The organism is Tautonia sociabilis, from assembly GCF_003977685.1.
In the GTDB taxonomy this organism is placed as follows: Bacteria; Planctomycetota; Planctomycetia; order Isosphaerales; family Isosphaeraceae; genus Tautonia; species Tautonia sociabilis.
Genome location: NZ_RYZH01000017.1, coordinates 96,381 through 119,349 on the forward strand (window position 1 = coordinate 96,381; position 22,969 = coordinate 119,349).

Here is a 22,969-nt window from a genome sequence, read left to right on the forward strand (position 1 = left end):
TCTACCTGGTAGGATAAGATCCGCCGCAAGAGGTCCGAGGGGAGAGCCGACCGTGCTGGCCAGCCAGAGCGCCCAACCGCCGAGCCTCGCCGAGCAGGCCCTGCTCGTCGCCTTCCGGGCCTTCGGCGCCTGGCCCGATGACCCGGCGTGGTCCCGCCTCGGGCCGAGCTGGCGGGCCCGACTGGAGCCGGAGCGGCGGGCCATCGGCGACCAGCTCGACGCCGGGGCGGCCCGCGCCCAGCTCTGCCGGGAGCACGCCGCCGAGGCGAGGGCCGATCCGGCCCGGATCCATCCGAGCTGGTACGTCCGGGCCCTGAAACGCGAGGCGACGGCCATCCGCCGCGCCGTGGCCGCCGCAGGCCCGCTTCCTCCGGGCGCGGGCCTGCGGCGAGGGCTCGGCTACGTCGACGAGGGGCCGAGCTTCTCCCACCCTCCTCATCCCGAGGCCCTGGCCTGGGCCCTGGTCCTCGCCGGTGAGCGCCTCGTCGGCGGGCCGATCCGAAGAGAGGACGACCCGACCCTGGTCCGGGCGATCTCCGCGCTCGACTCCCGGGGGCACTACCACCTGCTCTCCGCCCTGGGCCTGGCGAAGCTCGCCTTCGCCAACGAGGCCGGTCCCCTGCGCTCCCGGGCCCGGACCCGGACCCGGATCCGGGTGATCGAGCCGTCGCTGCCCGCCCCCCGGCTGGAGCTGGTCGACCTGGCCCTGGCCGACATCCGGGCCGCCCGCTCCGAGGGCGGCGGCCGGCACCTCCCCCCCCGGCTCGGCCTGGTCTCCGCCGGCCGGCTGCTGGCCGACGCCGATCCCCACCGGGCGCGCTGGACGCTGCAACACCTGCCCTACGACGTGGCCCGGCTCATCGGCGTCCACATGGCCTCCCCGGCGCCGTCTCCCGGCCGTCGGGCGGTCCTGGCCTGGGAAGAGGCGCTGCTCCGAGCCGCCATCGTGCTGCTGATCCGAGAAGGGCGCTTCGACCCCACGGCCCTGGCCGACCCGGGCCGAGGGACGGGAGGGCGGCCTTGAACCCCGATTCCCCCGCCTCCGGCCCCGATTCCGACCCCGAGGGGCTCAACCCCGCCCCCCGAGGCCCCTCGGCCAGCCTCCTCCCGTCGGCCGATCCCCCGGGGCCGTCCTCGTCATCGGCGCCGGCCGTCGACCCCCTTGGCGACCTCCCCCGCATCGCCCGCCGTCACGCCCGCCTGGCGATGCGGCTCGACCGGGCGGAGCCGTCCCTCCGCCCCCTGCTCGACGAGCTGGCCGCCCTGGTCGGCCAGGCCCCCCTGTTGAGCCGGGCCGACGTCATCCCCCGGGCCTCCGGCCTCCGACGCCCCGGCGCCATCGCCCAGTTCGGCTGGCCCCGGCTGGGGACCCGGATCGGCCTGGGGATCGAGCCAGCCCTGGCGCACGCGATCGTCGACCGCCTGCTCGGCTTCGAGCGATCGGCGCCCGAGCACCGGCTCCAGGTCTCCCCCGTCGAGTGGGGCGTGCTCGGCTTCGTCGTCGCCCGGCTGCTGGACCGCCTCGCTTGCCGGCCCGGTGTCCTCGGCCCCTGGGACCTGTACGTCGACCGGGTCGGTCCCGAGCCCTTCCCCCCCGACGGCCTCGGGCCGATCGTCACCCTCGCCTGGCCGCTCCGGGTGCCACCGGCCTCGGGGGTGATCCGGCTGTGGGTTCCCGAGGTGGTCGTCGCGCTGGCCCTGGTCGACGACCCGGAGCCGCCCCCTCCCCCCGGCGGCCCCGACGAGCTCTCCCGGCGCTTCGGCGTCTTGACCTGCCTCGGCCGGGCCGAGGCGGGCACGATCCCGCTGCCCGGCGGCCTGAAAACGCTCCGAGTCGGCCAGTCGCACCGGATCGCCGGCGGCCTGCTCCAGGGGATGCCCGCCTCCCCCCGGGGCGAGGTCGCCGTGATCCTCGGCGACGCCGCCCGCCGGTGGCTCCTCCCCGCCTCCCCGGTGCCCGACTCGGGCGCCTCCCGGCTCACCGTCACCGGCCCGATCTCCCGACGCCCCCGACCCCAGGAGGCCTCCCCCGTGCCCCCCTCCGTCGACTTCCACGGCAACGACACCGTCGCCCCTTCGGGCCCGCCCTCGCCGCCGGCCTCCCCCTCTCCGGCCGACGTCCCCGTCACCCTCGTCGTCGAGCTCGGCCGCCTCAGCCTGCCCGTCTCCCGCGTCGCCGACCTCAAGCCCGGCGACGTCCTCGACCTGGCTCGCTCCTCCAGCGACCCGATCGACCTCACCTCCGGCGGCACCCTCGTCGCCCGGGGCGAACTGGTCCGTCTCGACTCCGCCCTCGGCATCCGCATCACCCGGGTCTTCCTCTGATCCCGACCACCCCAACACGAGGAAAGGCCAGGATCGCGGTCGGCCCGCTCATCCTCGGGCCGACCGCCGCCGGACCGGGGCGGCCGGACGAAAACCAGGGTGGCCAGACGAGAACCTGGGTGGCCGGGGTCGTCCCGACCCCAGGTTCGAGCGGCTCCCGCAACCGAGGGCGCCATGACCGAGGCCTCCCCGACGGCAGCATCCGGGGCGTCCGGGAACTGCCGGGGCGGTTGCACTCGCTGGTCAGGCGGGCTCTACTCGGCGTTCCAGCGCCGACCGGCCCGTCGTCATCCGGCCGTCGGCGACGCCATCGGGAACCGAGCCTCCGGAGCGAGCGTCATGCCCCGTCGATCTGTCGCCCACCGCCTCCCCGGCCACCGGGTCCGGCCCCTGGCCCTGGCCTTCGCCCTCGCCCTGCTCGCCGCGCCCGAGATCGCCCGCCCCGAGCCGGCCGACGCCCCGGCCCCGGAGCGGCCGAACATCGTGATCATCATGGCCGACGACCTGGGCTTTTCCGACCTCGGCTGCTTCGGCGGAGAGATCGAGACGCCCAATCTCGACCGCCTCGCCGCCAACGGCCTCCGCCTCTCCCAGTTCTACAACACGGCCCGATGCTGCCCGACCCGAGCCTCCCTGCTCACCGGCCTGTACTCCCACCGGGCGGGGATCGGCCACATGGTCGGCGACTACGGCCTCCCCTCCTATCAGGGCTACCTCAACGACCGCTGCGTCACCATCGCCGAGGCCCTCCGCCCCGCCGGCTACGCCACCCTGATGGCCGGCAAGTGGCACGTCGGCTCCGACCCCGGCCGATGGCCGCTCGACCGCGGCTTCGACCGATACTTCGGCACCCCCACCGGCGGCGGCGTCTACTTCAAGGAGACGCTCCAGATCCGCAAGGAAGTCTTCTTCGTCGCGGACGACCGCCGCGTCGCGTTCCCCGACGACGCCTACGTCACCGATCTGTTCACCGACCACGCGATCCGATTCGTCCGCGACGCCTCCCAGGGGGACCGCCCCTTCTTCCTCTACCTCGCCCACATCGCCCCGCACTGGCCGCTCCAGGCGTTGCCCGAAGACATCGAGAAATACCGAGGCCGCTACGACGACCTCGGCTGGGACACCGTCCGCTCGACCCGGTACCGCCGGCAGATCGAGCTGGGCCTGATCGACCCGGCCTGGCCCCTCAGCCCCCGCGATCCCGAGGCCGTCGCCTGGCGGCTCCTGCCCGACGACCGCCGCGCCGAGCTAGCCTTCCGCATGGCCGTCTACGCCGCCCAGGTCGACCGCATCGACCAGTCCGTCGGCCGGCTCGTCTCGGCCCTGGAGGAGGCCGGGGAACTGGAGAACACCGTCATCCTCTTCCTCTCCGACAACGGCTGCTCCGCCGAGGGCGGCCCCGGCGGCTTCAGCCGGGGAGAGCCCGGCGCCCCGATCGGCACCGGCTCCTCCTACGCCAGCGTCGGCCTGGAGTGGGCCAACGCCAGCGACACCCCGTTCCGCAAGTTCAAGATGAGCGTGCACGAGGGGGGCATCGCCTCCCCCTTCATCGTCCACTGGCCCGCCGGGCTCTCCCGGGAAGGAGAGATCGAGCATCAGCCCGGCCACGTCATCGACCTGCTGCCCACCTGCCTCGAGCTGGCCGGCGCCTCGTATCCGGCCGAGCGGAACGGCCAACCCACGCTCCCGCTCGACGGCCGAAGCCTCGTCCCCGCCTTCGCCGGCGAGCCGATCGACCGCGGCCCCCTGTTCTGGGAGCACCAGGGCAATCGCGCCGTCCGCCTGGGAGAATGGAAACTCGTCGCCCCCCACGGAAAGCCCTGGGAGCTGTACGACCTCGAGTCCGACCGCACCGAGCTGGTCGACCTCTCCGACACGATGCCCGAGAAGGTCGCCGAGCTGTCGGCCCTCTGGCAGTCCTGGGCCAACCGCGCCGGCGTCGCGCCCTGGCCGGTTCGCCGCGATTGAACGACGAAGGGGGCGCCGGCTCGACACCGGCGCCCCCCTCGGGCCATTCGAGACGATCGGGCCGGCCCGGGATCAGGGCCGATGGACGCTGTGGCACGCCTTGCAGTTGTTCGCCTTCAGCAGCGCCTCGGCGGCCCCCTCCTTGCCGTCGACGACCCCCTGGGCGGCCTCGACGATCGCCTGGGTCCGCTTCTCCCACTCGTCGTGGGAGCCCTTGGGCTCCGTGTTCAGGGCCATCTCCTTATACAGCTCCAGGAGGTGCTCCTTCTCCTCGGCCGACGCCTGGCCCGAGACGACCTTCTTCAGCAGGCCGCCTTTGTTGGCCTCCTTCATCACCTGCTTAATGGTGTACTTCGGCTCCTCCTGCGCGGCGAAGCCAACGAACGCGAAGAGGGCGAACGCAGAGCAAACGGAAAGGACCAGCTTCCGCGTCATGGGCGTGTGTACCCCCGCTCTTGAGTGCGAACCGCCCCCGATCCCCGGCGACGTTGCCGGAGGCACGGCGGCCGGCTCGAGCAGCGGCGATTAGAACGGCCCCGCCGCCCCGCGTCAATCGACCGGCCTCCTATACGCAACGCATGCTCACATAACTCGCCGCCCCCCCCCCCCCCCCCCCGGGGCGGGGCGGAATCCGAGACTTCCGGCCCTCCGGCGTCTCGGTCGGAGCGGCAGGATCCGCACGCGGCCTCTGGTCTGCTCGACCATGACATGATGAGCGTCCCTGCCGCCAGCTCAGCCTCGTCGGTCCGGATCGTCGCGACGACCATCGGGCCAATCCAGGATCCGCTCCCTCGACTCCCCCGACGAGGTCAGCAGGCCCAAGATCATCCCCACGGTCACGCGCGCAGGCCCCGGACGCAGGGTTGGCCGCCCATCACATTCGGGTCATGAGTCATCCGGGTGAACTTCACGGCATCACCCCTTCCTCAATGAAGCGGGAGGATGGATCGCGCCCACGGATCAGCTAATTGCACACACAGGAATTGATTATCTCGTGTTGCGTTTCGCCAGATCACCCGTTGTGCCCTGGCGGGCGCAACACGACCAAGCCGTCTGACCTGCGTGCCCGACTGGCGAGCGGTGTCCGCCTCGGGCCGGACGAGTTCGATCGAGGAAGGGTGGCGCCAGTGCAATCCACCAGCGCCACGAGCCCAGGGATCGTTCGCTCTCCGGTCGGCCTCCGTCAGCGTTGCCCGTTGGAGGCGGCGACCGCCTTCCGGGCCGCCGAGGCGGTGACGAGGTGGGGCAGCGCGGAGGCCCCGAGCGCGGCCTCGACCAGTTCCTCTTGCTCGCGGTTGTGCACGGCGAGGGAGCCGGTGGCGGGGCTGGCGCTGGCGTCTCGGCCGACGTACTGGAAGCGGCGGCCGGTCAGTTCCTCCAGGCGAGGGGCGACGAAGGTCCAGCCGCCCATGTTCTGGGATTCCTCCTGAGCCCAGACCCACTCCGTCGCGTTCTCGAACCGGGCGAGGGCGGCCGAGAGGGCGTTGGCGGGGAAGGGGTAGAATTGCTCGAGGCGAACCAGGGCCACATCGTCCTTCTCGGAGGCCTCGCGGCGGGCGAGCAGGTCATAATAGACCTTGCCGGAACAAAGCACCACGCGGCGGACCTTCTCCGGGGCGGCGATCGCCCCGTCGTCGAGCACCTCGTTGAAGCCGCCGGCGGTGAACTCCTCGACCGAAGAGACGCAGCGCTTGTGCCGCAGCAGGCTCTTGGGGGTCATCACCACCAGGGGCTTGCGGAAGGTGCGGCGGACCTGGCGGCGGAGCAGGTGGAAGTACTGGGCGGGGGTCGTGCAGTTGACGACCTGCATGTTGTCTTCGGCGCAGAGTTGCAGGAACCGCTCCAGCCGGGCGCTGGAGTGTTCCGGCCCCTGTCCTTCATAGCCGTGCGGCAGCAGGAGGACAATGCCCGAGGCCCGCCCCCACTTGGACTCGCCGCTGGCGATGAACTGGTCGATGATCACCTGGGCGCCGTTGGCGAAGTCGCCGAACTGGGCCTCCCAGCAAATCAGCATGTGAGGAGAGTCGAGCGAGTAGCCGTAGTCGAAGCCGAGCACGGCGGCCTCGGAGAGCATGCTGTCGTAGACGCAGAACTCGGCCTGCTGCCCCGGAGCGATGTGGTTGAGGGGGTAGAACCGCTCGCCGGTCTGCACGTCGACGATCGAGGCGTGGCGCTGACTGAAGGTGCCGCGGCGGCTGTCCTGGCCGCTCAGGCGGACCGGGGTGCCTTCCAGCAGCAGGGAGCCGAAGGCCAGGCCCTCGGCGAAGGCCCAGTCGATCGGCCCGCCCTCCTGCAGGGCCTGCACGCGGGAGGAGAAGATGCGGTCGAGCTTCCGGTTGCGGGTGAAGCCCTCGGGCACGGCGGCCATGCGATCGGTGATCAGCGCCAGGCGGTCCCGGGGGACCCCGGTGTCGATCGGGGTCCAATCGTAGTTCGGCTGGAGCCCCTCCCACGGGCCCTTGAAGCCGGGCTGGATCGGCTCGGGGGCCTCGGTGGCGTCGTGCACCTCCTTGTAAATCGCCTCGAGCTTCTCGCGGAAGGTCTCCTCCAGGGTGTCGGCTTCCTCCTGGGTCAGCTCGCCGGAATCGATCAGGTGACGGGTGTAGAGCTCCAGAACCGGCTTCTTCCGGCGGATCGCCTCGTACATCACCGGTTGGGTGAAGGCCGGCTCATCGCTCTCATTGTGGCCGTGCCGACGGTAGCAGACCATGTCGATCACGACATCCTGGCCGAACGTCTCGCGGAACTCGGTGGCCAGCTCGCCGACGTAGACAACCGCCTCGGGGTCGTCGCCGTTGACGTGGAAGATGGGCACCTCGATCATCTTCGCCACGTCGGTGCAGTACCGGGTGGACCGCCCTTCCATCGGCGCCGTGGTGAAGCCGATCTGGTTGTTCACCACGATGTGGATCGTGCCGCCGGTCCGGTAGCCGGGCAGTTGCGACAGGTTCAGCGTCTCGGCCACCAGTCCCTGGCCGGCGAAGGCGGCGTCCCCGTGGATGAGGATCGGCAGGCCGAGCTTGCGGTCTCGATCCTTGAAGAGACGCTGCTTGGCACGCATCCTCCCCTCGACGACCGGATCGACCGCCTCCAGATGGCTCGGATTGGCCGTCAGCGACAGATGCACCGAGTGACCATTGGCCGCCACATGGTCGGCCGAGAAGCCAAGGTGGTACTTCACGTCGCCGTCTCCGGCGACGGTCTTGGGCATGTTCCCCTCGAACTCGTGGAAGATCATGCTGTACGGCTTGTTCAGGATGTTCGCCAGCACGTTCAGCCGACCGCGGTGCGGCATCCCCAGCACGATCTCCTTCACCCCGAAGGTCGCCGACCGTTCGACGATCGCGTCCAGCAGCGGGATGAGCATCTCCCCCCCTTCGAGCGAGAACCGCTTCTGCCCCACGTAACGCAGGTGCAGGAACGTCTCGAAGAGGCTGGCCGCGTTGAGCTTCCAGAGGATCCGGCGCTTCTTCTTCAGGTCGAAGCTCGGGTGGTTCCGCACCGGCTCCATCCGCTCCTGCAGCCAGGAGCGGATGCGCCGGTCGCGGATGTGCATGTACTCCACGCCGATGGTGCCGCAGTAGGTGCGCTTCAGGGCGTCGAGCAGCTCCCGCAGCGTCGCCTGCGGCGGCTCGAACATCCGGGTGAAGAACGGCCGGTCGAGGTGTTCCTCCCCCAGGCCGAACTCGGCCAGCTCCAGCGGGTCGTACGTCTCGCGCCGGCCGGCCAGGCGGAGGGGATCCAGGTCGGCCAGGTAGTGGCCCACCTCGCGGTAGGCATCGACCAGCCGCGTGACGGCCGCCTGGGCACGGGCGTTCTCCAGCGCCTCATCGTCGACGGCCGAGACCGAGGAGGACGGCGGCGCGGCCGCCCCCGGCGGCTGGGCCCCCGGCGGCGCGCCATCGATCCGGCCCAGCTCGAACCCCTCGAAGAAATGCCGCCACGACGCCTCCAGCGCGTCGGGGTCCCGCTGCCAGAGCAGGAAGTTTTCCTCGATCAGGTCCTGGTTCCAGCGATTGGCGACCGTCGAGCGATTCATCGCAGCTTGTCTCACCTTCGGGCGCGGCGGTCGCGGCGGCTCGCGACGCGGCCCGGCCCCGAGTTCCAGCCGAGGAGCCGGCGAAAAACGACGGATCGATCCCTCGCGCGACGACGCGGGGAAGTCGGGCCCGATCCTTCGGGTCGCTTCCATCCTACCCGAACAGTCGAACCACCCATATCCCGATCCGTCGTCAACACCCAACTCACCCCGGAGACGATCCTGCCCCCTTCCCTCCAGCTCAAGTATAGGAATTCCACCCCCGCAAGGCAGCCAACCTCCCTCCCAGCCCGGGTTTTTCCCGATCCCCCCCGGCCCGAGCCGGCCAGCCGGCCGCTCCCCTTCCCGACCCCGCCCGAAGGCGGTACAATACGCCCCTTCGCCAGGGAAACCGGATCGAAAGCACCGGGCACGTGGCCCGGTCCCGGCCACCGGCGGATCGTCCAGCCGAGCCGAGCCGACCTCCCCGACCGGCCCCCGCCGGCCCGGGAGCGATCGCTCCACCCGGCCGAGAGCCCGACCGAACCATGTACGCCATCTTCGAGGACGGCAGCCACCAGTTCCGCGCCCGAGAGGGGGACCTCATCACCGTCGACCGCCGCGACGGCGACGACGGCGACGAGATCGTCTTCGACAAGGTCCTCCTCCTGGCCGGCACCGACGGCGAGCCGACCATCGGCACCCCCCTGGTCGCCGGCGCCAAGGTTGTCGCCAAGGTCGTCCGCCAGTTCCGCGCGAAGAAGATCGTCATTCGCAAGTTCCGACGGCGCAAGGGCTACCGCCGCAAGCGCGGCCACCGGCAATCCTACACCACCGTCCAGATCACCCGCATCCAGCCCTCCTAAGCCCCCCTGGGGCTCCCGCATCGCCTATCTTGGCCGTCTTGAGCGGACCGATCCGCCCGAGACGGCTTTTTCATGCGCCTCAAGCCTGATCCAGGCCCCGGCCGATCACCGGGATAGGCCCGCCAAGGGCGCAGGCCACGCAATCGCGCCAGGTCGGTCCCGGCCATTCTCCACTTTTCGCAGAACCCCTGGCCGTCGAGAATTCGCGCGCAACAATTACCCTTCGGCGGCGCCCGAGTCGCTGCCAACCGGGCGTCCGCCGGGCCTCGGCGACGCCTCCAGACGTCGGCCTGGCGTTTCTACGGCCGGGCCCTCCCCCCACCGGGACGACACAACCGGCCGGTCCATCGCGTCGCCAAACGAACACGATGAACTTTTGTCACGGAATACGCTTGACCGGCCGAACCGTAAGCGGGTAAACCACCAATCGGGGCGATCGATCGAGATCATAGGCGGAGGCCGGCGATGGCGACCGTGGATCATCGGGATGCGACCGAGCAGGAGCGGGGCCGGGCGGGAGCGGGCCGGGGCATGGTCGTGCCGCGGGTCTTCAGCACGGAGGGCATCTCCCCCTTCGACCAGGTCGACTGGGAGGAGCGCACCGCCGCGATCAAGGACGAGCGCGGGCGGGTCATCTTCGAGCAGACCGGCTGCGAGGTCCCCCGGTCCTGGAGCCAGTTGGCCACCAACGTCGTCGTCAGCAAGTACTTCTACGGCGAGGTCAACACCCCCGAGCGCGAGACCAGCGTCCGCCAGCTGATCCACCGCGTCACCCGCACCATCACCGACTGGGGCAAGGCCGACGGCTACTTCGCCTCCGACGCCGATGCCGAGGCCTTCTACGACGAGCTCTCCGCCCTCTGCCTCAACCAGGTCGGCTCGTTCAACTCCCCGGTCTGGTTCAACGTCGGGCTGTACCACCAGCACGGCGTCACCGGAGCGGCCAACAACTACCGCTGGGACGAGGACACCCGCACCGTCGTCGAGGTCGACGACGCCTACAAGTACCCCCAGGGCTCGGCCTGCTTCATCCAGTCCGTGTCCGACGACATGGAAGGGATCATGCGCCTGGCCCACGCCGAGGCCATGCTCTTCAAGTTCGGCTCCGGCACCGGCACCGATCTGTCCACCCTCCGCTCCAGCCGAGAGAAGCTCTCCGGCGGCGGCAAGCCCTCCGGGCCGGTCAGCTTCATGAGGGTCTACGACGCGGTGGCCAGCGTCGTGAAGTCCGGCGGCAAGACCCGACGCGCCGCCAAGATGCAGACCCTCAAGTGCTGGCACCCCGACATCCTCGAGTTCATCACCGCCAAGACCAACGAGGAACGCAAGGCCCAGGCCCTCATCCGACAAGGCTACGACGCCAACTTCAACGGCGAAGCCTACTCCTCGGTCCTCTTCCAGAACGCGAACCTCTCGGTCCGAGTCACCGACGCCTTCCTCCGCGCCGCCGTCAACGACGAGGAGTGGACCACCCGCGCCGTCACCACCGGACGGCCCATGGACACCTACCGCGCCAAGGACCTCCTCGACAGCATCGCCGAGGGAACCTGGATCTGCGGCGACCCCGGCGTCCAGTACGAGGACACCATCCAGAAGTGGCACACCTGCCCGAACACGGCGCCGATCAACTCGTCGAACCCGTGCTCGGAATACATGTTCCTCGATGATAGCGCCTGCAACCTCGCCTCGATCAACCTGATGAAGTTCCGCCGAGACGACGGCTCCTTCGACACCGATCGCTTCCGGGCCGCCTGCCGGATCTTCATCACCGCCCAGGAGATCCTGGTCGACCACGTCAGCTACCCGACCCCCAAGATCGCCGAGAACAGCCACAAGTTCCGCCCCCTGGGCCTCGGCTACGCCAACCTCGGCGCCCTGATCATGTCCACCGGCCGGCCGTACGACTCGGCCGAGGGCCGCGCCCTGGCCGGGGCGATCACCGCCATCATGCACGGCGAGGCCTACCGCACCAGCGCTGAGCACGCCGGCCGCCTCGGCCCCTTCGAAGGGTTCCCGATCAACCGAGAGCCGATGCTCCGCGTCATGGAAATGCACCGAGACGCCGTCGAGGCCATCGACCCCAGCTGCCCCGACGCCCTGCTGGCCGAGGCCCGCACGGTCTGGGACGAATGCCTCGCCCTCGGCCGCCAGCACGGCTACCGCAACAGCCAGGTCACCGTGCTCGCCCCCACCGGCACCATCGCCTTCATGATGGACTGCGACACCACCGGCATCGAACCCGATATCGCCCTGGTCAAGTACAAGAGCCTCGCCGGCGGCGGCATGCTCAAGATCGTCAACCGCACCGTGCCGATGGCCCTGAAGACCCTCGGCTACGACGAGCCGGTCATCCGCGGCATCCTCGACTACATCGACGAGCACGACACGATCGAGGGCGCCCCCGGCCTCAACGATGACCACCTCCCCGTCTTCGACTGCGCCTTCCCCCCCCGCAACGGCCAGCGGGCGATCCCCTGGCAAGGGCACGTCCGCATGATGGCCGCCGCCCAGCCGTTCCTCTCCGGCGCCATCTCCAAGACGGTGAACATGCCCCGAGAGGCCACCGTCGCCGACATCCGAGAGGCCTACCTCGAAGGCTGGCGGCTCGGCCTGAAGGCCCTGGCCATCTACCGAGACGGCTCGAAGGAGTCGCAGCCGGTCAGCACCTCCAGCGAGGAGCAAAAGGCCGCCGCCGAGCTGGCCAAGGCCAAGTCGGACCTGGAGAAGGCCTGGAACGAGATCAACGCCGCCCGAGCCGCCCTGGACGCCGACCGCGATCGCCTCGAACGCGAGCGGGCCGGCGCCGCCCGCCCCGCCGCCGCCGCCACCACCCCGGCGAAGGTCGGCGGCCGTCCCGCCGAGATCGGCCCCCCCCGCCGCGAGCGCCTGCCCGACACCCGGCGCAGCATGACCCACAAGTTCGACATCCAGGGGCACGAGGGCTACATCAACGTCGGCTTCTACGACGACGGCCGCCCCGGCGAGCTGTTCATCACGATGGCCAAGGAAGGCTCGACCGTCGGCGGCCTGATGGACGTCATCGGCACGCTCGTCTCCATGGGCTTGCAGTACGGCGTGCCGCTGGAGGTCTTCGTCAACAAGTTCGCCCACAGCCGCTTCGAGCCGGCCGGGTTCACCAAGAACCCCGACATCCCGATCGCCAAGAGCGTCACAGACTACATCTTCCGCTGGCTCGGCATCCAGTTCATCCCCGGCTACCGAGAGGCCAACACCCCCCGCCGCGACGGCGTCGAGCCCACCTCCCCGATCACCGTCTCCCCCGCTCCCACCCCCGCGCTGGCCGCCCCCTCCCCGGCCCAGCCCGACCTCGACGACCCCACCACGCCCGCCGCTCCGCTCATCAAGACCAACGGCCACCGCACCGCCTCGATGCGCGACCTCGAGGAGGCCGAGGCCACCGGCCACGCCCTCCCCGGCACCGACGCCGCCGTCCCCTCCCACGAGGTCGGCCTCGGCATCCAGCAGCAGGAGTTCGCCCGCTTCCAGTCCGACGCCCCCTCCTGCGACAACTGCGGCGCCCTCACCGTCCGCTGCGGCACCTGCTACCGCTGCTTCAACTGCGGCAACTCGATGGGATGCTCCTGAGCCCCCTCATCGCCCGCTGCACCATGCAAGCCGACCCATGCTGACTCTCGCTGATCCCTGCTGACCCTCCGGGGGGCGACGCCGCCCCCCTCCCCGCAATGCGACCCGCGGGGCCCGCACTTCGCGTGCCCCGCACGCCACCCCTAGGACTCCGCCCACGCGCGCCCCGCGGGTCGACTTTCTCGTTCCAGTGTTCTACTGATTTACTGAGGAAGGTCGCTATCGGCCTAGCAAACGATGACGACTGGCACCCAGAACAGTTCCGACCACTCCAAGCCGAATGTCACGTTCATTGAGCAGAATGCGCCGGTTGATGAGTATGGCCGTGCTCTTTATGCCGTTGCGAGATCTGTATTGAGAGCACTTATTGATTCGCTTTCTGATGAAGATCTTGCGGATCTGAACACTCCGTTAGATCAAGTTCGGATGAGGCAACTCGCAAAGGTAGCCAGGCTCGAACGTGACAAGGGCATGAGAGGCGATGGGTTTGAGTGGGCAGTTCATGAGGCTATTTTGGGATTGGAGCCAAAGGTTGTCGATCCTATAGCGGTCGCATTGCGGCGCGCGTCAAAACAAGTTAAAGACGCCGCTCCGACGTCTGTGATGTTTGGCTACGAAAGAGCCGAGTATCTAGGTTTTTTGGATGCGGTTATCGACGAAGCTGGCACTGAGTCCTACTTGTTGCCTGAGGGACGCGGAAGACCCTTTCACTTTGCCCATGGGTCAGCAAAGCAGCGGAAGGGCACCTTGCCGAGCCCCATTTGCCAAATCGCATTCAAAAGATCTGGAAAACAGATTTGTTTCTGTCTACTCAAGAGGATCAACGATACTTTGCGGCCACGGTAAAGTCCAATTATTCGCAGCTAGAGGGAGGAAGGGGGCTTAGGATTGGTATTGTACCAGAGTCTACCGTGATAGGAAATCGCGCAGGCATAAAATACAACGACCAACACAAACTATGGGTCGTGACGCTCGACGATCCTAACGGATTTATGGGACTGTTCAATGACGCTTATCACGCGGTTGCCCGCGCCATATGCACTCTTGGAAAACAACAGCCTCCACCCTATTTCACCAAGCCCAGCGCCAAAGGGGAAAAAGTTCAAAAACAATTAGAGAAATATCCAGACGCGAAGGTGTTCGATATTGAATCTGCACTGGATGAAGCCGCCCAGCAAGATCTTGTTTCTTCCAATAAAAAACTTGTAAGCGTGAATGCGCCACATTGGCTTCATATTAAAGAAATGTCTCCAAAAATCATTTCTCCAAAACCAAAGTTTGTAAAACTGGATTAGATCATAGGCAAATGACAATGGAAGTCCTTCCTCGCCAGGTCTTGGCAAAATGGGCGGTGGGGTGGCTGGAGTCGTGGCGACCTCAGCACGGAACGCCTTCGCCAAAGCGGCGCACCAGGCAGAGCATCGGCCAGTCCCAGAGCGGAAGGCGTCGTCTGGTCAATTCGCCAGGCTTGGGAACCGCCATCTGATTGTCAGGCCTGCCTCGCTGGGGTCGACACGACCCCAGCCGTCCCGACGACTCGGATCAGCGGGAGCCGGCGGCCTCGAGTTCACGGGCCCGGTCGCGGAGGGTGGTCTCCAGCTCGGCGATCTGGTCGGCAGTGACGCGACGGGCGACCTGCCGCAGCAGGGAGACGAAGTGCCCGATCTCGCCGTCGGTCACCGGGTCGCCGACGGTTCCGGAGGGGCCGGTACGAGGTCACCAGCTCCTCGCCGTCGGCGTCGAGGACGACGAACCAGGGGATGCCGCCCGACCGGCCCTTGCGGTCGTGCTCCAGCGCGTCGTGGCCGCCGATCATGCGGTCGGTGTCGACCTTCACGGCGACGAACTCGAGGCCGAGGATCTCGGCCACCTCCTCTCGAGCGAGGACCTCCTCCGGCCGCCGTCCCGGAGGCCCGCCGGCCGCCCCAGCGACGATCGGGTCACCAGAGCTCGTCTCCCGCCCGATCTTCCTGGTATCGGGACGACGACTTCCGGCCGTCCCCCGTCCGCCCTTTCCTGCCGGCCGAAGGGCCGGGCGATGGTCCTTTGGCAATCCGACCGGACCCCGGCGCTTGCGGCCGGATCGCTCCCGAGGAGCGGGCGCTCCGTGACGAAACGAACCCATTTTGGCGACGCAACTTGTTCTCCGACAAGAAAATCGGCCATTCGCCCTCAGCGCACCGAGCGGCGCACCGTCGCGTCCTTGGGGCGTCCGATTCGGTGGTATCTTCCCGCCGATTCGTCCCGTAAGATACCGGGCGTCGCATTCCGACCCGGGCGGGCGAGGGGCCATCCGGCTCCTCGGCCGCCTCGACCCCGAGCACCCGCCGAGGAGGTTCGCCGCATGTCCGCCATCCACCGGAGAGGGTTCCTGGGCCGGGCCGGGCTGGCCGCCGGCGCGATCGGGCTGGCCGGCCCCGCCGCCTCGATCGGAGCCTCCCCGACCTCCCCGACGCCGGCCCCGAGAGCGAAGGCGTCGCGCCCCAACCCGATCGGCGTCTCGACCTACTCCTTCTGGCAGTTCCGGGGAGAGCGCCTGGGCATCCCCGAGTGCATCGACCGCGCCGCCGCGATGGGCTTCGACGGCGTCGAGCTGCTGCTGGTCCAGATGCGAGACACCTCCAACACCGCCCTGCAGGAGATCAAGCGACGCGCCCATTCGCAGGGGCTGGCCCTGATGGGCTTCTCCACCCACCAGGGGTTCGTCCACCCCGACGCCGACCGCCGCAAGTCGGAGGTGGAGAAGACGATCGGCCAGATCGAGCTGGCCTACGCGCTGGGCATCCCCACCATGAGGATCAACACCGGCCGCTGGGGCACCAGCGGCAGCTTCGACCAGTTGATGGCCAACAAGGGGATCGAGCCCCCGCTGGAGGGGCACACCGAGGACGAGGCCTTCGGCTGGGTGATCGAGGCGATCGAGGCGCTGCTGCCCAAGGCGGCCGAGTGCGGCGTGGTGCTCGGCCTGGAGAACCACTGGGGCCTGGGCCGCACGGCCGAGGGGGTACTCCGGATCGTCGAGACGATCAACGACCCCTGGCTCCAGATGACCCTCGACACGGGGAACTTCCTGGAGAACGGCTACGAGCAGATGGAAGCCATGGCCTCCAGCGAGGTTCCCCTCTGCCTCGTCCAGGCCAAGACCTATTACGGCGGAGGCCGCTGGTACGCCCTCGACCTGGACTACGCCCGCATCGCCTCCATTCTCCGGGGCGCCGGCTACTCTGGCTGGATCTCCCTCGAGTTCGAGGGGAACGACGACGCCGAGGAGGCCGTCCCCCGCAGCCTGGAGATGCTCCGAAGCCACTTTTCCTGAACGTTCAAACATGAGCGCATCACAAGTGATTCTGCTCGCCAGCCTCGGGCTCGCTCCGGCCGCCTCCCCGGCGCGGGAGGGGGGAGAGATCCGGCTGCTCGTGCGGGCCGACGACCTGGGGGTCGCCCAGGCGGTGAACGAGGCGAGTATCCGCTGCTGCACCGAGGGGATCGCTCGGTCGGTGGAGGTGATCGTCCCCGGCCCCTGGTTCCTCGACGCCGTGCGATTGCTCCAGGAGCATCCCGGCATCGACGTGGGGGTCCACCTGACGCTGACCAGCGAGTGGGAGCGCGTCAAGTGGCGGCCGATGACGCACGCCCCCAGCCTCGTCGACGCCGACGGCTACTTCCACCCCACCACCGCGCAGCGTCCCGGCTTCCCTCCCGGCACCGGCTTCCTCGAGGCCGGGCCGGACCCGGCCGAGGTGGAGCGGGAGCTCCGGGCCCAGATCGAAGCGGCCCGCCGCCACCTGGGAGACCGGGTCACCCACCTCTCGGCCCACATGGGGACCGCCGTGGCCGCTCCGGAGCTGCGCGCGGTGGTCGATCGGCTGGCCGACGAGTACGGCCTGCCGATCGCCTTCCCGGGGCTGCGCGACGCCGGGTCGTTCGGCCCGGTCGAGGCGACGGCCGAGCAGCGCGAGCGGAGGCTGGTCGAGCTGATCGAGGGCCTCGGCCCCGGCTCCTGGCTGCTGATCGAGCACCCGGCCCTGGACACCCCCGAGATGCGTCGGTTCGGCCACGTCGGCTACGAGAACGTGGCCGAGCACCGGGCAGCCGTCACCGCCGCCTTCACCAGCCCGGAGGTCCTCCGGGCGGTGGAGCGGGCCGGGGTCCGGCTGATCAGCTACGCGGAGCTGGTCGGCGGCGACTGAGCCAGCCGGCCGGGCCGAGGAGTCCGGAATCGGCCGCGGGGCCCTTGCCAACGGCTGATCTCCTGAGCATAGTGCACACTGCGCGGGCCCCGCCCTCGGGACCATCCCGGGCGCCGCGGGCCGCGCGTGTCGGCATCTTCCGCGACACGTCATCGCCCCCAGGGAGGTCCCCCCCCGATGCCACCCCAAGACCCCAAGGCACCGGCCGCCCCCGGGCGTCCGGGCCACAGCCGCCGCGACTTCCTGCGGGGCTCGGGCCTGGCCGCCGCCGGCGTCGCGCTGGCCGGCTCGGCCGAGTCGGCCCTGCACGAGGCCGGAGCCGACGTCGTCCAGACTGAAGGCGTCGCGATCTACTCCGGCTCCTGCCCGATCGAGCTGAAGGTCAACGGCGAGGCGATGAGCGTCACCGTCGAACCGCGCTCGACCCTGCTGGACACCCTGCGCAACCGCCTCGACGTGACCGGGCCGAAGCGCGTCTGCGACCGCGCCAGTTGCGGCGCCTGCACCGTCATCCTCGACGGCGAGGCGGTCTACTCCTGCACCACGCTGGCCATCTCCTGCACCGGCCACGAGGTCCGCACGCTGGAGTCGTTCGAGACCGGCGAGGGGAGCGTCCCCCACGCCTTCCACCAGAACGACGGCCTGATGTGCGGCTACTGCACCCCGGGCTTCGTCACCGCCTGCCAGGCCTGGCTGGAGCGGAACCCGGGCCAGGAACCGACCCTCGACGACATCAAGCAGGGGCTCGACGGCAACATCTGCCGCTGCGGCACGTACATCGGCGTCTTCCAGGCCGCCCTGGACGCCGCCAAGGCGATGAAGAACGGGAGGTCCTGACCCATGGCCAGCTGGCCCGACTCCACGCGGGTGATCGGCGCTGCGGTGCCCCGGCTCGACGGCCTGGCCAAGGCCTCCGGCCGGGCCAAGTACCCCTCGGACGAGCGCCCCGACGGCGTCCTCTTCGCCGCCATCCTGCATAGCCCGCACGCCCACGCCAAGATCACGAAGATCGACACCTCCAAGGCCGAGGCCATCCCCGGCGTCAAGGCCGTCCACCTGATCGCCGAAGAAGGGGCCACCGTCCGCTACCACGGCGAGGAGATCGCCGCCGTCGCCGCCGAGAGCGAGGAGATCGCCCGAGACGGCTGCCGCGCCATCGCCATCGAATTCGAGGTCCTCCCCCACGCCGTCACCGAGGAGCAGGCCCTCTCCGACAACGCCCCCCGCCTCACCCCCCGCGGCAACACCCAGGAAGGCCGCGCCCAGCAAGACGGCGACCCCGACGCCGCCCTGGCCGAGGCCGCCGCGACCGTCGAGGGGCACTACTCCCTGCCGGTCATCACCCACGTCTGCCTCGAAACCCACGGCCAGGTCGTCCGCTGGGACGGCCCCGACCGAATGACCGTCTGGGCCAGCACCCAGAACGTCGACGGCGTCGAGTCGGAAATGGCCGGCGCCTTCGAGATCCCGGCGACCAACGTCACCGTGCTCACCCCGGTCATGGGCGGCGGCTTCGGCTCGAAGTTCGGCGCCGACACCTGGGGAGTCGCCGCCGGCCAGCTCGCCAAGAAGACCGGCCGGCCCGTCTGGCTGTTCCTGGACCGCATCCAGGAACATCTGACCGCCGGCAACCGGCCCAGCGCCTCGGCCAAGATCAAGATCGGCGCCGACAAGTCCGGCAAGATCACCGCCATGATCGCCGAGACCCAAGGCACCGGCGGCATCTCCCGAGGCGCGGCCTTCCCCCTGCCGTACGTCTACGAGGTGCCCAACAGCCGCCGCCAGCACACCGACGTCCGCATCAACGGCGGCAACGCCCGGGCCATGCGGGCCCCCGGCCACCCCCAAGGGTGCGCCATGATGGAGTTCGCCGTCGACGACCTGGCCGAGGCCCTCGGCATGGACCCCCTGCAAGTCCGGCTCAACAGCCTGGCCGAGCAGGACACCGTCCCCAGCGGCGACGGCCAGCCCATCAACCGCTCGGAGATCTACCGAGCCCAGATCGAGCTGGGCCGCAAGGCCATCGGCTGGGACCAGCGCAAGAGCCGGGCCGAGAACGCCAAGGCCCAGGGCCCGCTGAAGCGCGGCTTCGGCATGGCCCTGCACCAGTGGGGCGGCGGCGGCCGGGACGACAAGCAAGTCACCTGCATCATCAACCCCGACGGCTCCGTCGAGCTGCGCTCCGCCACCCAGGACATCGGCACCGGCTGCCGCACCATCCTGGCCCAGATCGCCGCCGAGGTGCTCGGCCTCGAGCCGACCGCCATCTCCTCGAACATCGGCAACTCCCAGTTCCCCCCCGGACAGGCCTCCGGCGGGTCGACCACGACCCCATCCATGGCCCCCCCCGCCTACAACGCCGCGCTGAAGGCCCGAGAGCAGCTGTTCCGGCGCATCGCCGGGGCCCTCGACGCCGAGCCCGGCGACTTGGAGGCCCGGGGCGGCGTCATCCTCGTCAAGGGAGAGCGGGAGGTCCCCTGGAAGGAGGCCTGCCGCAAGCTCGGCACCATGCCCGTCAGCGTCACCGAGGGCTTCCTCGAAGGGCTCACCGCCCAGGGCGTCGGCGGCTGCCAGTTCGTCGACCTGACCGTCGACGTCGAGACCGGCGTGGTCAGGCTCAACAAGATCGTCGCCGTCCAGGACACCGGATTGATCCTGAACATGCTCACCTGGAAGAGCCAGGTGTATGGCGGCGTGATCATGGGCCTGAACTACGGCCTGTTCGAAGAACTGGTGATGGACCCGACCACGGGCCTGGCGCTGAACCCCGACATGGAGCTGTACAAGCTCGCCGGGGCCAGCGACATCCCCGAGATCGAGATCATCCCCTTCGACAACGAGCAGATGCGCAAGCGGGGCGTCATCGGCGTCGGCGAGCCGCCGACCATCGCCACCGCCGCCGCCATCGGCAACGCCGTGGCCAACGCCCTCGGCACCCGAGTCCCCGCGTTCCCCATGTCCCCCTGGAATGTCCTCAACGCCCTGGCCAAGGCCTGATCCGGCCGTCCTCGGCGAGCGGAGGGCCCCGGACCCCGTCCGGGGATGCCCGATGGCGACAGCACAGCCGACCGACGGACCGTGAGGGAGGGATGACCGATCGCCGATGGCCGGGCCCCCCCGGGCCCCCCGCCTCGGCCATCGCCCGCCCGCCATCCCGGTTCCGGCAGCCCGCCTCCGCCATCCTCCCCGACCGCCGCCGACCGCACCGGATCGCCCCGAGGAGCACCCGATTCCCATGAACGCCTTTGAATACGCCAGCCCGACCAGCGTCGAGCAGGCCGTTCGGGCCCTGGCCGGCGCCGAGTCCAGCGAGGGCCTCTCGGGCGGCACCGACCTGCTCTGCCGCCTGAAAGACTCCGTCTCCAGCCCCTCCCGGGTCGTCTACCTCAAGGCGATCGCCGACGAGGGCTTCCGCGGCGTCTTTGCCGAGGGGGACGGCCTGGCCATCGGCGCCGGCACCTCCCTGGCCGCGCTGCTGGCCGACGAGGCGATCGCCGCGAAGTACCCGGCCCTCAAGCAGGCCGCCCGATCGGTCGCCACGCCTCAGATCCGCAACATGGCGACCGTCGGCGGCAACCTGCTCCAGCGCCCGCGCTGCTGGTACTACCGCTCCGGCTTCGGCCTGCTCGGCGGCCGCCGCGACGGCGACACCGCCCGGCTCGTCCGCGAGCTGGAGGGCGAATACGCCCCGTACAACATCAACCTCGTCGGCCTCCCCGCGGACGGCCACCTCGTCCGCCTGGGAGACAACCGCTACCACGCCATCTTCATGACCGACGGCGACGCTCTGTACGTCAACCCGTCGAGCCTCGCCCCCGCCCTGATCGCCCTGGGCGCCACGGCCGAGATCGTCGGGCCCGACGGCTCGCGCACCGTCCCCATCGCCGACCTCTACCGCATCCCCTCCTCCGAGGGGGAACGCGAGCTGACGGTCGCCACCGACGAGGTCCTCACCCGCGTCCTCCTGCCGCCGCCGAAGGGCAAGAACGCCTTCTACGAGATCCGGCAGAAGCAAGCGCACGACTGGCCGCTCGTCCTCGCCTCGGTCTGCCTGGAAATGGACGGCGACACCGTGCGCCAGGCGTCGATCCTGCTCGGCGCCGTCGCCCCCGTTCCCTACCGGGCCGAGGCCGCCGAGGCCGCGCTGGCCGGCAAGAAGCTCGACCGGTCGACCGCCGAGGCCGCCGGCCAGGCCGCCACCACCGGCGCCAAGCCGCTCTCGAAGAACGGCTACAAGGTCCCCCTGGTCAAGACCGCCGTCAAGCGCGCCTTGCTCCGCGCCGCCGGCGACGAGTACTGGACCGCGATGGAGGCCTGACCCCGTGCGCTCGATGAAGCCCACGCCGGGACCGGCCCCGGGCCCCCTCCCCGGGCCCGAGGCCGAAGCCGAAGCCGAAGCCGTCTCCCCCGAGCCGGCCCCGGCCGAACCCCCTCCCCCGCCGGAGTACCAGATGGTCGCCCCCCCCTGCGCCAAGCTGCGCAACAAGGGCATGTACGTCTACACCGACGGCTCCCACGAGTCGCACGGCGACTACGACAACACCATCTACTGGTGCCTCCGCACCCACAAATCCTTCGGTCCCGACGACGACCTCGCCCAGAAGGACCTCTGCTGCGACCCCTCGCGGTCCTGCTACCAGCCGATCTGAGCCGGATCCTCCATCCAGCCCCCCTCCCCTGCCCCTCGAAGCCCCCGCTCCGACGCCCCCCTGCGGGTCCTCCGGAGCGGGGGTTCTCACACAAGCGATCTATCTATTAAAGACTTACGCCGAGATGGCCAGGGGTTCGGTGGTTCCCGCGCCTCGAGACCTCCGGCCCCACGTTCAGCCCCCGAGAATCGCGGCCCCCCCATGTCGCCGAATTCGGGCGATCTTCGGGTTCCGTTCGACCGAGTTGTCGCTAAAAGGAGAAGACCGAGTTGTCACTCTAAGGAGAAGGTAGACGAAGTGATGCCAGTACGGTAATCTCAGAGTGTCTAGAAGTCCTAACAGAGTTGTCCATCGGGCACTTGCCCGAAGCGGACCTCGCGACGGTCAGCTCGAGGAATCCTTCTTAACGCTCCGCAAACGGACGTCAGCGATTGATGGCGCGCTCCTCGCATTGGGCTGCGCGACATCTCGCTCGAATCTGTGAGCTAACGGCTCAACAGACCAGGGTCTTTTCCAGGGCTTCTTGGAGCAGTCCGCTTCTGCACGATCATCGGCGTCGAACGGGAAGGCCGTCGCATGCCGACCGGCTCTTCCACCCTGCTTGCCATCCCACCAATGCGAACTGCTCCGATCCCCAGCCTCCGCCGCCGAGTCCTCCGAACGGAAAAGGAGGCGAACCCTGCCGGGTCGAGAGGTCGGACTTGCTCCTTCAAGAGTAATCGGCCCAATGCGGGTCGAATCCGATCGACGCCCCGAGGGTTTCGGACGGGGGTCAAGACGTGACAGTGATGCCAGAGACTCTCTGACTCGTTCGAGATCGTCGGAGCCGGTGTCCGGCGGTCTGTCTTCCAGGCTGAGGTCGTTACTCCATGCCGTTCCTCTCCTCGATCCCTCGTGCCTCGGCGCTTGCCTTGGCCATCGCCAACTTGATCGCCGTCGCGGGTTGCTCTGGCGGGAGCGACGAGACTGCCCCTCCCCCAACCATCACGGTCAATCCGTTGGCAGCCCCGCCGCCGAGCGGCGCGGCAACCGATGCCGGTCCCGGCTCCAACGCCGCGACCGACTCGACCTTAAGGTGATCCGGCCCGAGGTTCGGCGGCCGGACAGTGCGAGGTCCAACGCCGGGCTCGGCTCCAAGGCCGTGACCGACTCGCCCCGAACCTCCGCTCACCGAGAAGTCATCGTGGCCTTGCGGTCGGGGGCTCGCCCTGCTCGTTCGGCCTCACAGCGAGTCTAGAAAGGGTGACCTAGCCTTCTGGCATGGACACCACCAAGCGCTACCCGACCGACCTGACCAACGCCGAGTGGGCCCAGGTCGCCCGCGTCATCCCGGCCCCGAAGAAGGGT

The 22,969-nt window shown here is 69.4% G+C and carries 15 protein-coding genes and 1 pseudogene; 13 read left to right on the forward strand and 3 right to left on the reverse strand.

What is annotated here, in order from left to right:
- Positions 1-52: 52 nt before the first annotated feature.
- From TsocGM_RS10665 to TsocGM_RS10675, 3 genes are all read left to right on the forward strand, one after another.
- A complete protein-coding gene (locus TsocGM_RS10665) occupies positions 53-1,024 on the forward strand; it encodes a hypothetical protein (RefSeq protein ID WP_126725340.1) in 972 nt (323 codons plus the stop codon).
- Positions 1,021-2,325 carry a FliM/FliN family flagellar motor switch protein gene (locus TsocGM_RS10670; RefSeq protein ID WP_126725342.1) on the forward strand — a complete coding sequence of 435 codons (1,305 nt, stop codon included), beginning with the start codon at positions 1,021-1,023 and terminating at the stop codon, positions 2,323-2,325. The genes TsocGM_RS10665 and TsocGM_RS10670 overlap by 4 nt, the downstream gene beginning before the upstream one ends.
- A 339-nt stretch (positions 2,326-2,664) precedes the next feature.
- Positions 2,665-4,293, forward strand: coding sequence for an arylsulfatase (locus tag TsocGM_RS10675; RefSeq protein WP_126725344.1), 1,629 nt, complete (start codon positions 2,665-2,667; stop codon positions 4,291-4,293).
- A 72-nt stretch (positions 4,294-4,365) separates the two neighbouring features.
- Here TsocGM_RS10675 and TsocGM_RS10680 read toward each other — a convergent pair whose 3' ends face one another.
- Entirely contained in the window at positions 4,366-4,728 is a 363-nt protein-coding gene (locus TsocGM_RS10680; protein WP_126725346.1) for a hypothetical protein, read from the reverse strand.
- A gap of 748 nt (positions 4,729-5,476) precedes the next feature.
- The gene (locus tag TsocGM_RS10690; RefSeq protein ID WP_126725347.1) at positions 5,477-8,332 is read right to left on the reverse strand and encodes a 2-oxoglutarate dehydrogenase E1 component; all 2,856 of its coding nucleotides are present in this window, start codon (positions 8,330-8,332) and stop codon (positions 5,477-5,479) included.
- Between the two features lie 527 nt (positions 8,333-8,859).
- Here TsocGM_RS10690 and rplU point away from each other — a divergent pair.
- The 4 genes and pseudogenes from rplU to TsocGM_RS26980 all read left to right on the forward strand — a co-directional run bounded on the left by rplU (position 8,860) and on the right by TsocGM_RS26980 (position 14,078).
- The gene (gene rplU, locus TsocGM_RS10695; protein WP_126725349.1) at positions 8,860-9,177 is read left to right on the forward strand and encodes a 50S ribosomal protein L21; all 318 of its coding nucleotides are present in this window, start codon (positions 8,860-8,862) and stop codon (positions 9,175-9,177) included.
- A 531-nt stretch (positions 9,178-9,708) separates the two neighbouring features.
- Positions 9,709-12,720, forward strand: a pseudogene (locus TsocGM_RS10700) (vitamin B12-dependent ribonucleotide reductase); the annotation flags it as partial.
- Between the two features lie 300 nt (positions 12,721-13,020).
- Entirely contained in the window at positions 13,021-13,629 is a 609-nt protein-coding gene (locus TsocGM_RS26975) for a hypothetical protein (protein WP_126725353.1), read from the forward strand.
- A 119-nt stretch (positions 13,630-13,748) separates the two neighbouring features.
- Positions 13,749-14,078, forward strand: coding sequence for a hypothetical protein (locus TsocGM_RS26980; RefSeq protein WP_126725355.1), 330 nt, complete (start codon positions 13,749-13,751; stop codon positions 14,076-14,078).
- Between the two features lie 247 nt (positions 14,079-14,325).
- Here the strand turns inward: TsocGM_RS26980 and TsocGM_RS25985 are convergent, their stop codons facing one another.
- On the reverse strand, positions 14,326-14,463 hold the full coding sequence (locus tag TsocGM_RS25985; RefSeq protein ID WP_158633489.1) for a hypothetical protein: 138 nt from the start codon (positions 14,461-14,463) through the stop codon (positions 14,326-14,328).
- A 664-nt stretch (positions 14,464-15,127) separates the two neighbouring features.
- Between TsocGM_RS25985 and TsocGM_RS10715 the strand changes: the two genes are divergently transcribed.
- The 6 genes from TsocGM_RS10715 (at position 15,128) to TsocGM_RS27605 (ending at position 21,622) form a co-directional block, all read left to right on the forward strand.
- Positions 15,128-16,099 (forward strand): sugar phosphate isomerase/epimerase family protein, encoded by a 972-nt coding sequence (locus TsocGM_RS10715; RefSeq protein ID WP_126725356.1) that lies wholly within the window; start codon positions 15,128-15,130, stop codon positions 16,097-16,099.
- Positions 16,100-16,109: 10 nt separating this feature from the next.
- A complete protein-coding gene (locus TsocGM_RS10720; RefSeq protein WP_126725358.1) occupies positions 16,110-16,973 on the forward strand; it encodes a polysaccharide deacetylase family protein in 864 nt (287 codons plus the stop codon).
- Positions 16,974-17,150: 177 nt separating this feature from the next.
- Positions 17,151-17,810 carry a (2Fe-2S)-binding protein gene (locus tag TsocGM_RS10725; protein WP_126725359.1) on the forward strand — a complete coding sequence of 220 codons (660 nt, stop codon included), beginning with the start codon at positions 17,151-17,153 and terminating at the stop codon, positions 17,808-17,810.
- 3 nt (positions 17,811-17,813) lie between these two features.
- A complete protein-coding gene (locus tag TsocGM_RS10730; protein WP_126725360.1) occupies positions 17,814-19,970 on the forward strand; it encodes a xanthine dehydrogenase family protein molybdopterin-binding subunit in 2,157 nt (718 codons plus the stop codon).
- Positions 19,971-20,208: 238 nt separating this feature from the next.
- Positions 20,209-21,291 (forward strand): FAD binding domain-containing protein, encoded by a 1,083-nt coding sequence (locus tag TsocGM_RS10735; protein WP_126725361.1) that lies wholly within the window; start codon positions 20,209-20,211, stop codon positions 21,289-21,291.
- A 4-nt stretch (positions 21,292-21,295) separates the two neighbouring features.
- Entirely contained in the window at positions 21,296-21,622 is a 327-nt protein-coding gene (locus tag TsocGM_RS27605; RefSeq protein ID WP_261341636.1) for a hypothetical protein, read from the forward strand.
- Positions 21,623-22,969 lie beyond the last annotated feature (1,347 nt).

Coding starts and splice junctions, on each gene's coding strand:
- TsocGM_RS10675 (WP_126725344.1), top strand. CDS start 2,665: ATGCCCCGTCGATCTGTCGCCCACCGCCTCCCCGGCCACCGGGTCCGG.
- TsocGM_RS10680 (WP_126725346.1), bottom strand. CDS start 4,728: ATGACGCGGAAGCTGGTCCTTTCCGTTTGCTCTGCGTTCGCCCTCTTC.
- TsocGM_RS10690 (WP_126725347.1), bottom strand. CDS start 8,332: ATGAATCGCTCGACGGTCGCCAATCGCTGGAACCAGGACCTGATCGAG.
- rplU (WP_126725349.1), top strand. CDS start 8,860: ATGTACGCCATCTTCGAGGACGGCAGCCACCAGTTCCGCGCCCGAGAG.
- TsocGM_RS26975 (WP_126725353.1), top strand. CDS start 13,021: ATGACGACTGGCACCCAGAACAGTTCCGACCACTCCAAGCCGAATGTC.
- TsocGM_RS10715 (WP_126725356.1), top strand. CDS start 15,128: ATGTCCGCCATCCACCGGAGAGGGTTCCTGGGCCGGGCCGGGCTGGCC.
- TsocGM_RS10720 (WP_126725358.1), top strand. CDS start 16,110: ATGAGCGCATCACAAGTGATTCTGCTCGCCAGCCTCGGGCTCGCTCCG.
- TsocGM_RS10725 (WP_126725359.1), top strand. CDS start 17,151: ATGCCACCCCAAGACCCCAAGGCACCGGCCGCCCCCGGGCGTCCGGGC.
- TsocGM_RS10730 (WP_126725360.1), top strand. CDS start 17,814: ATGGCCAGCTGGCCCGACTCCACGCGGGTGATCGGCGCTGCGGTGCCC.
- TsocGM_RS10735 (WP_126725361.1), top strand. CDS start 20,209: ATGAACGCCTTTGAATACGCCAGCCCGACCAGCGTCGAGCAGGCCGTT.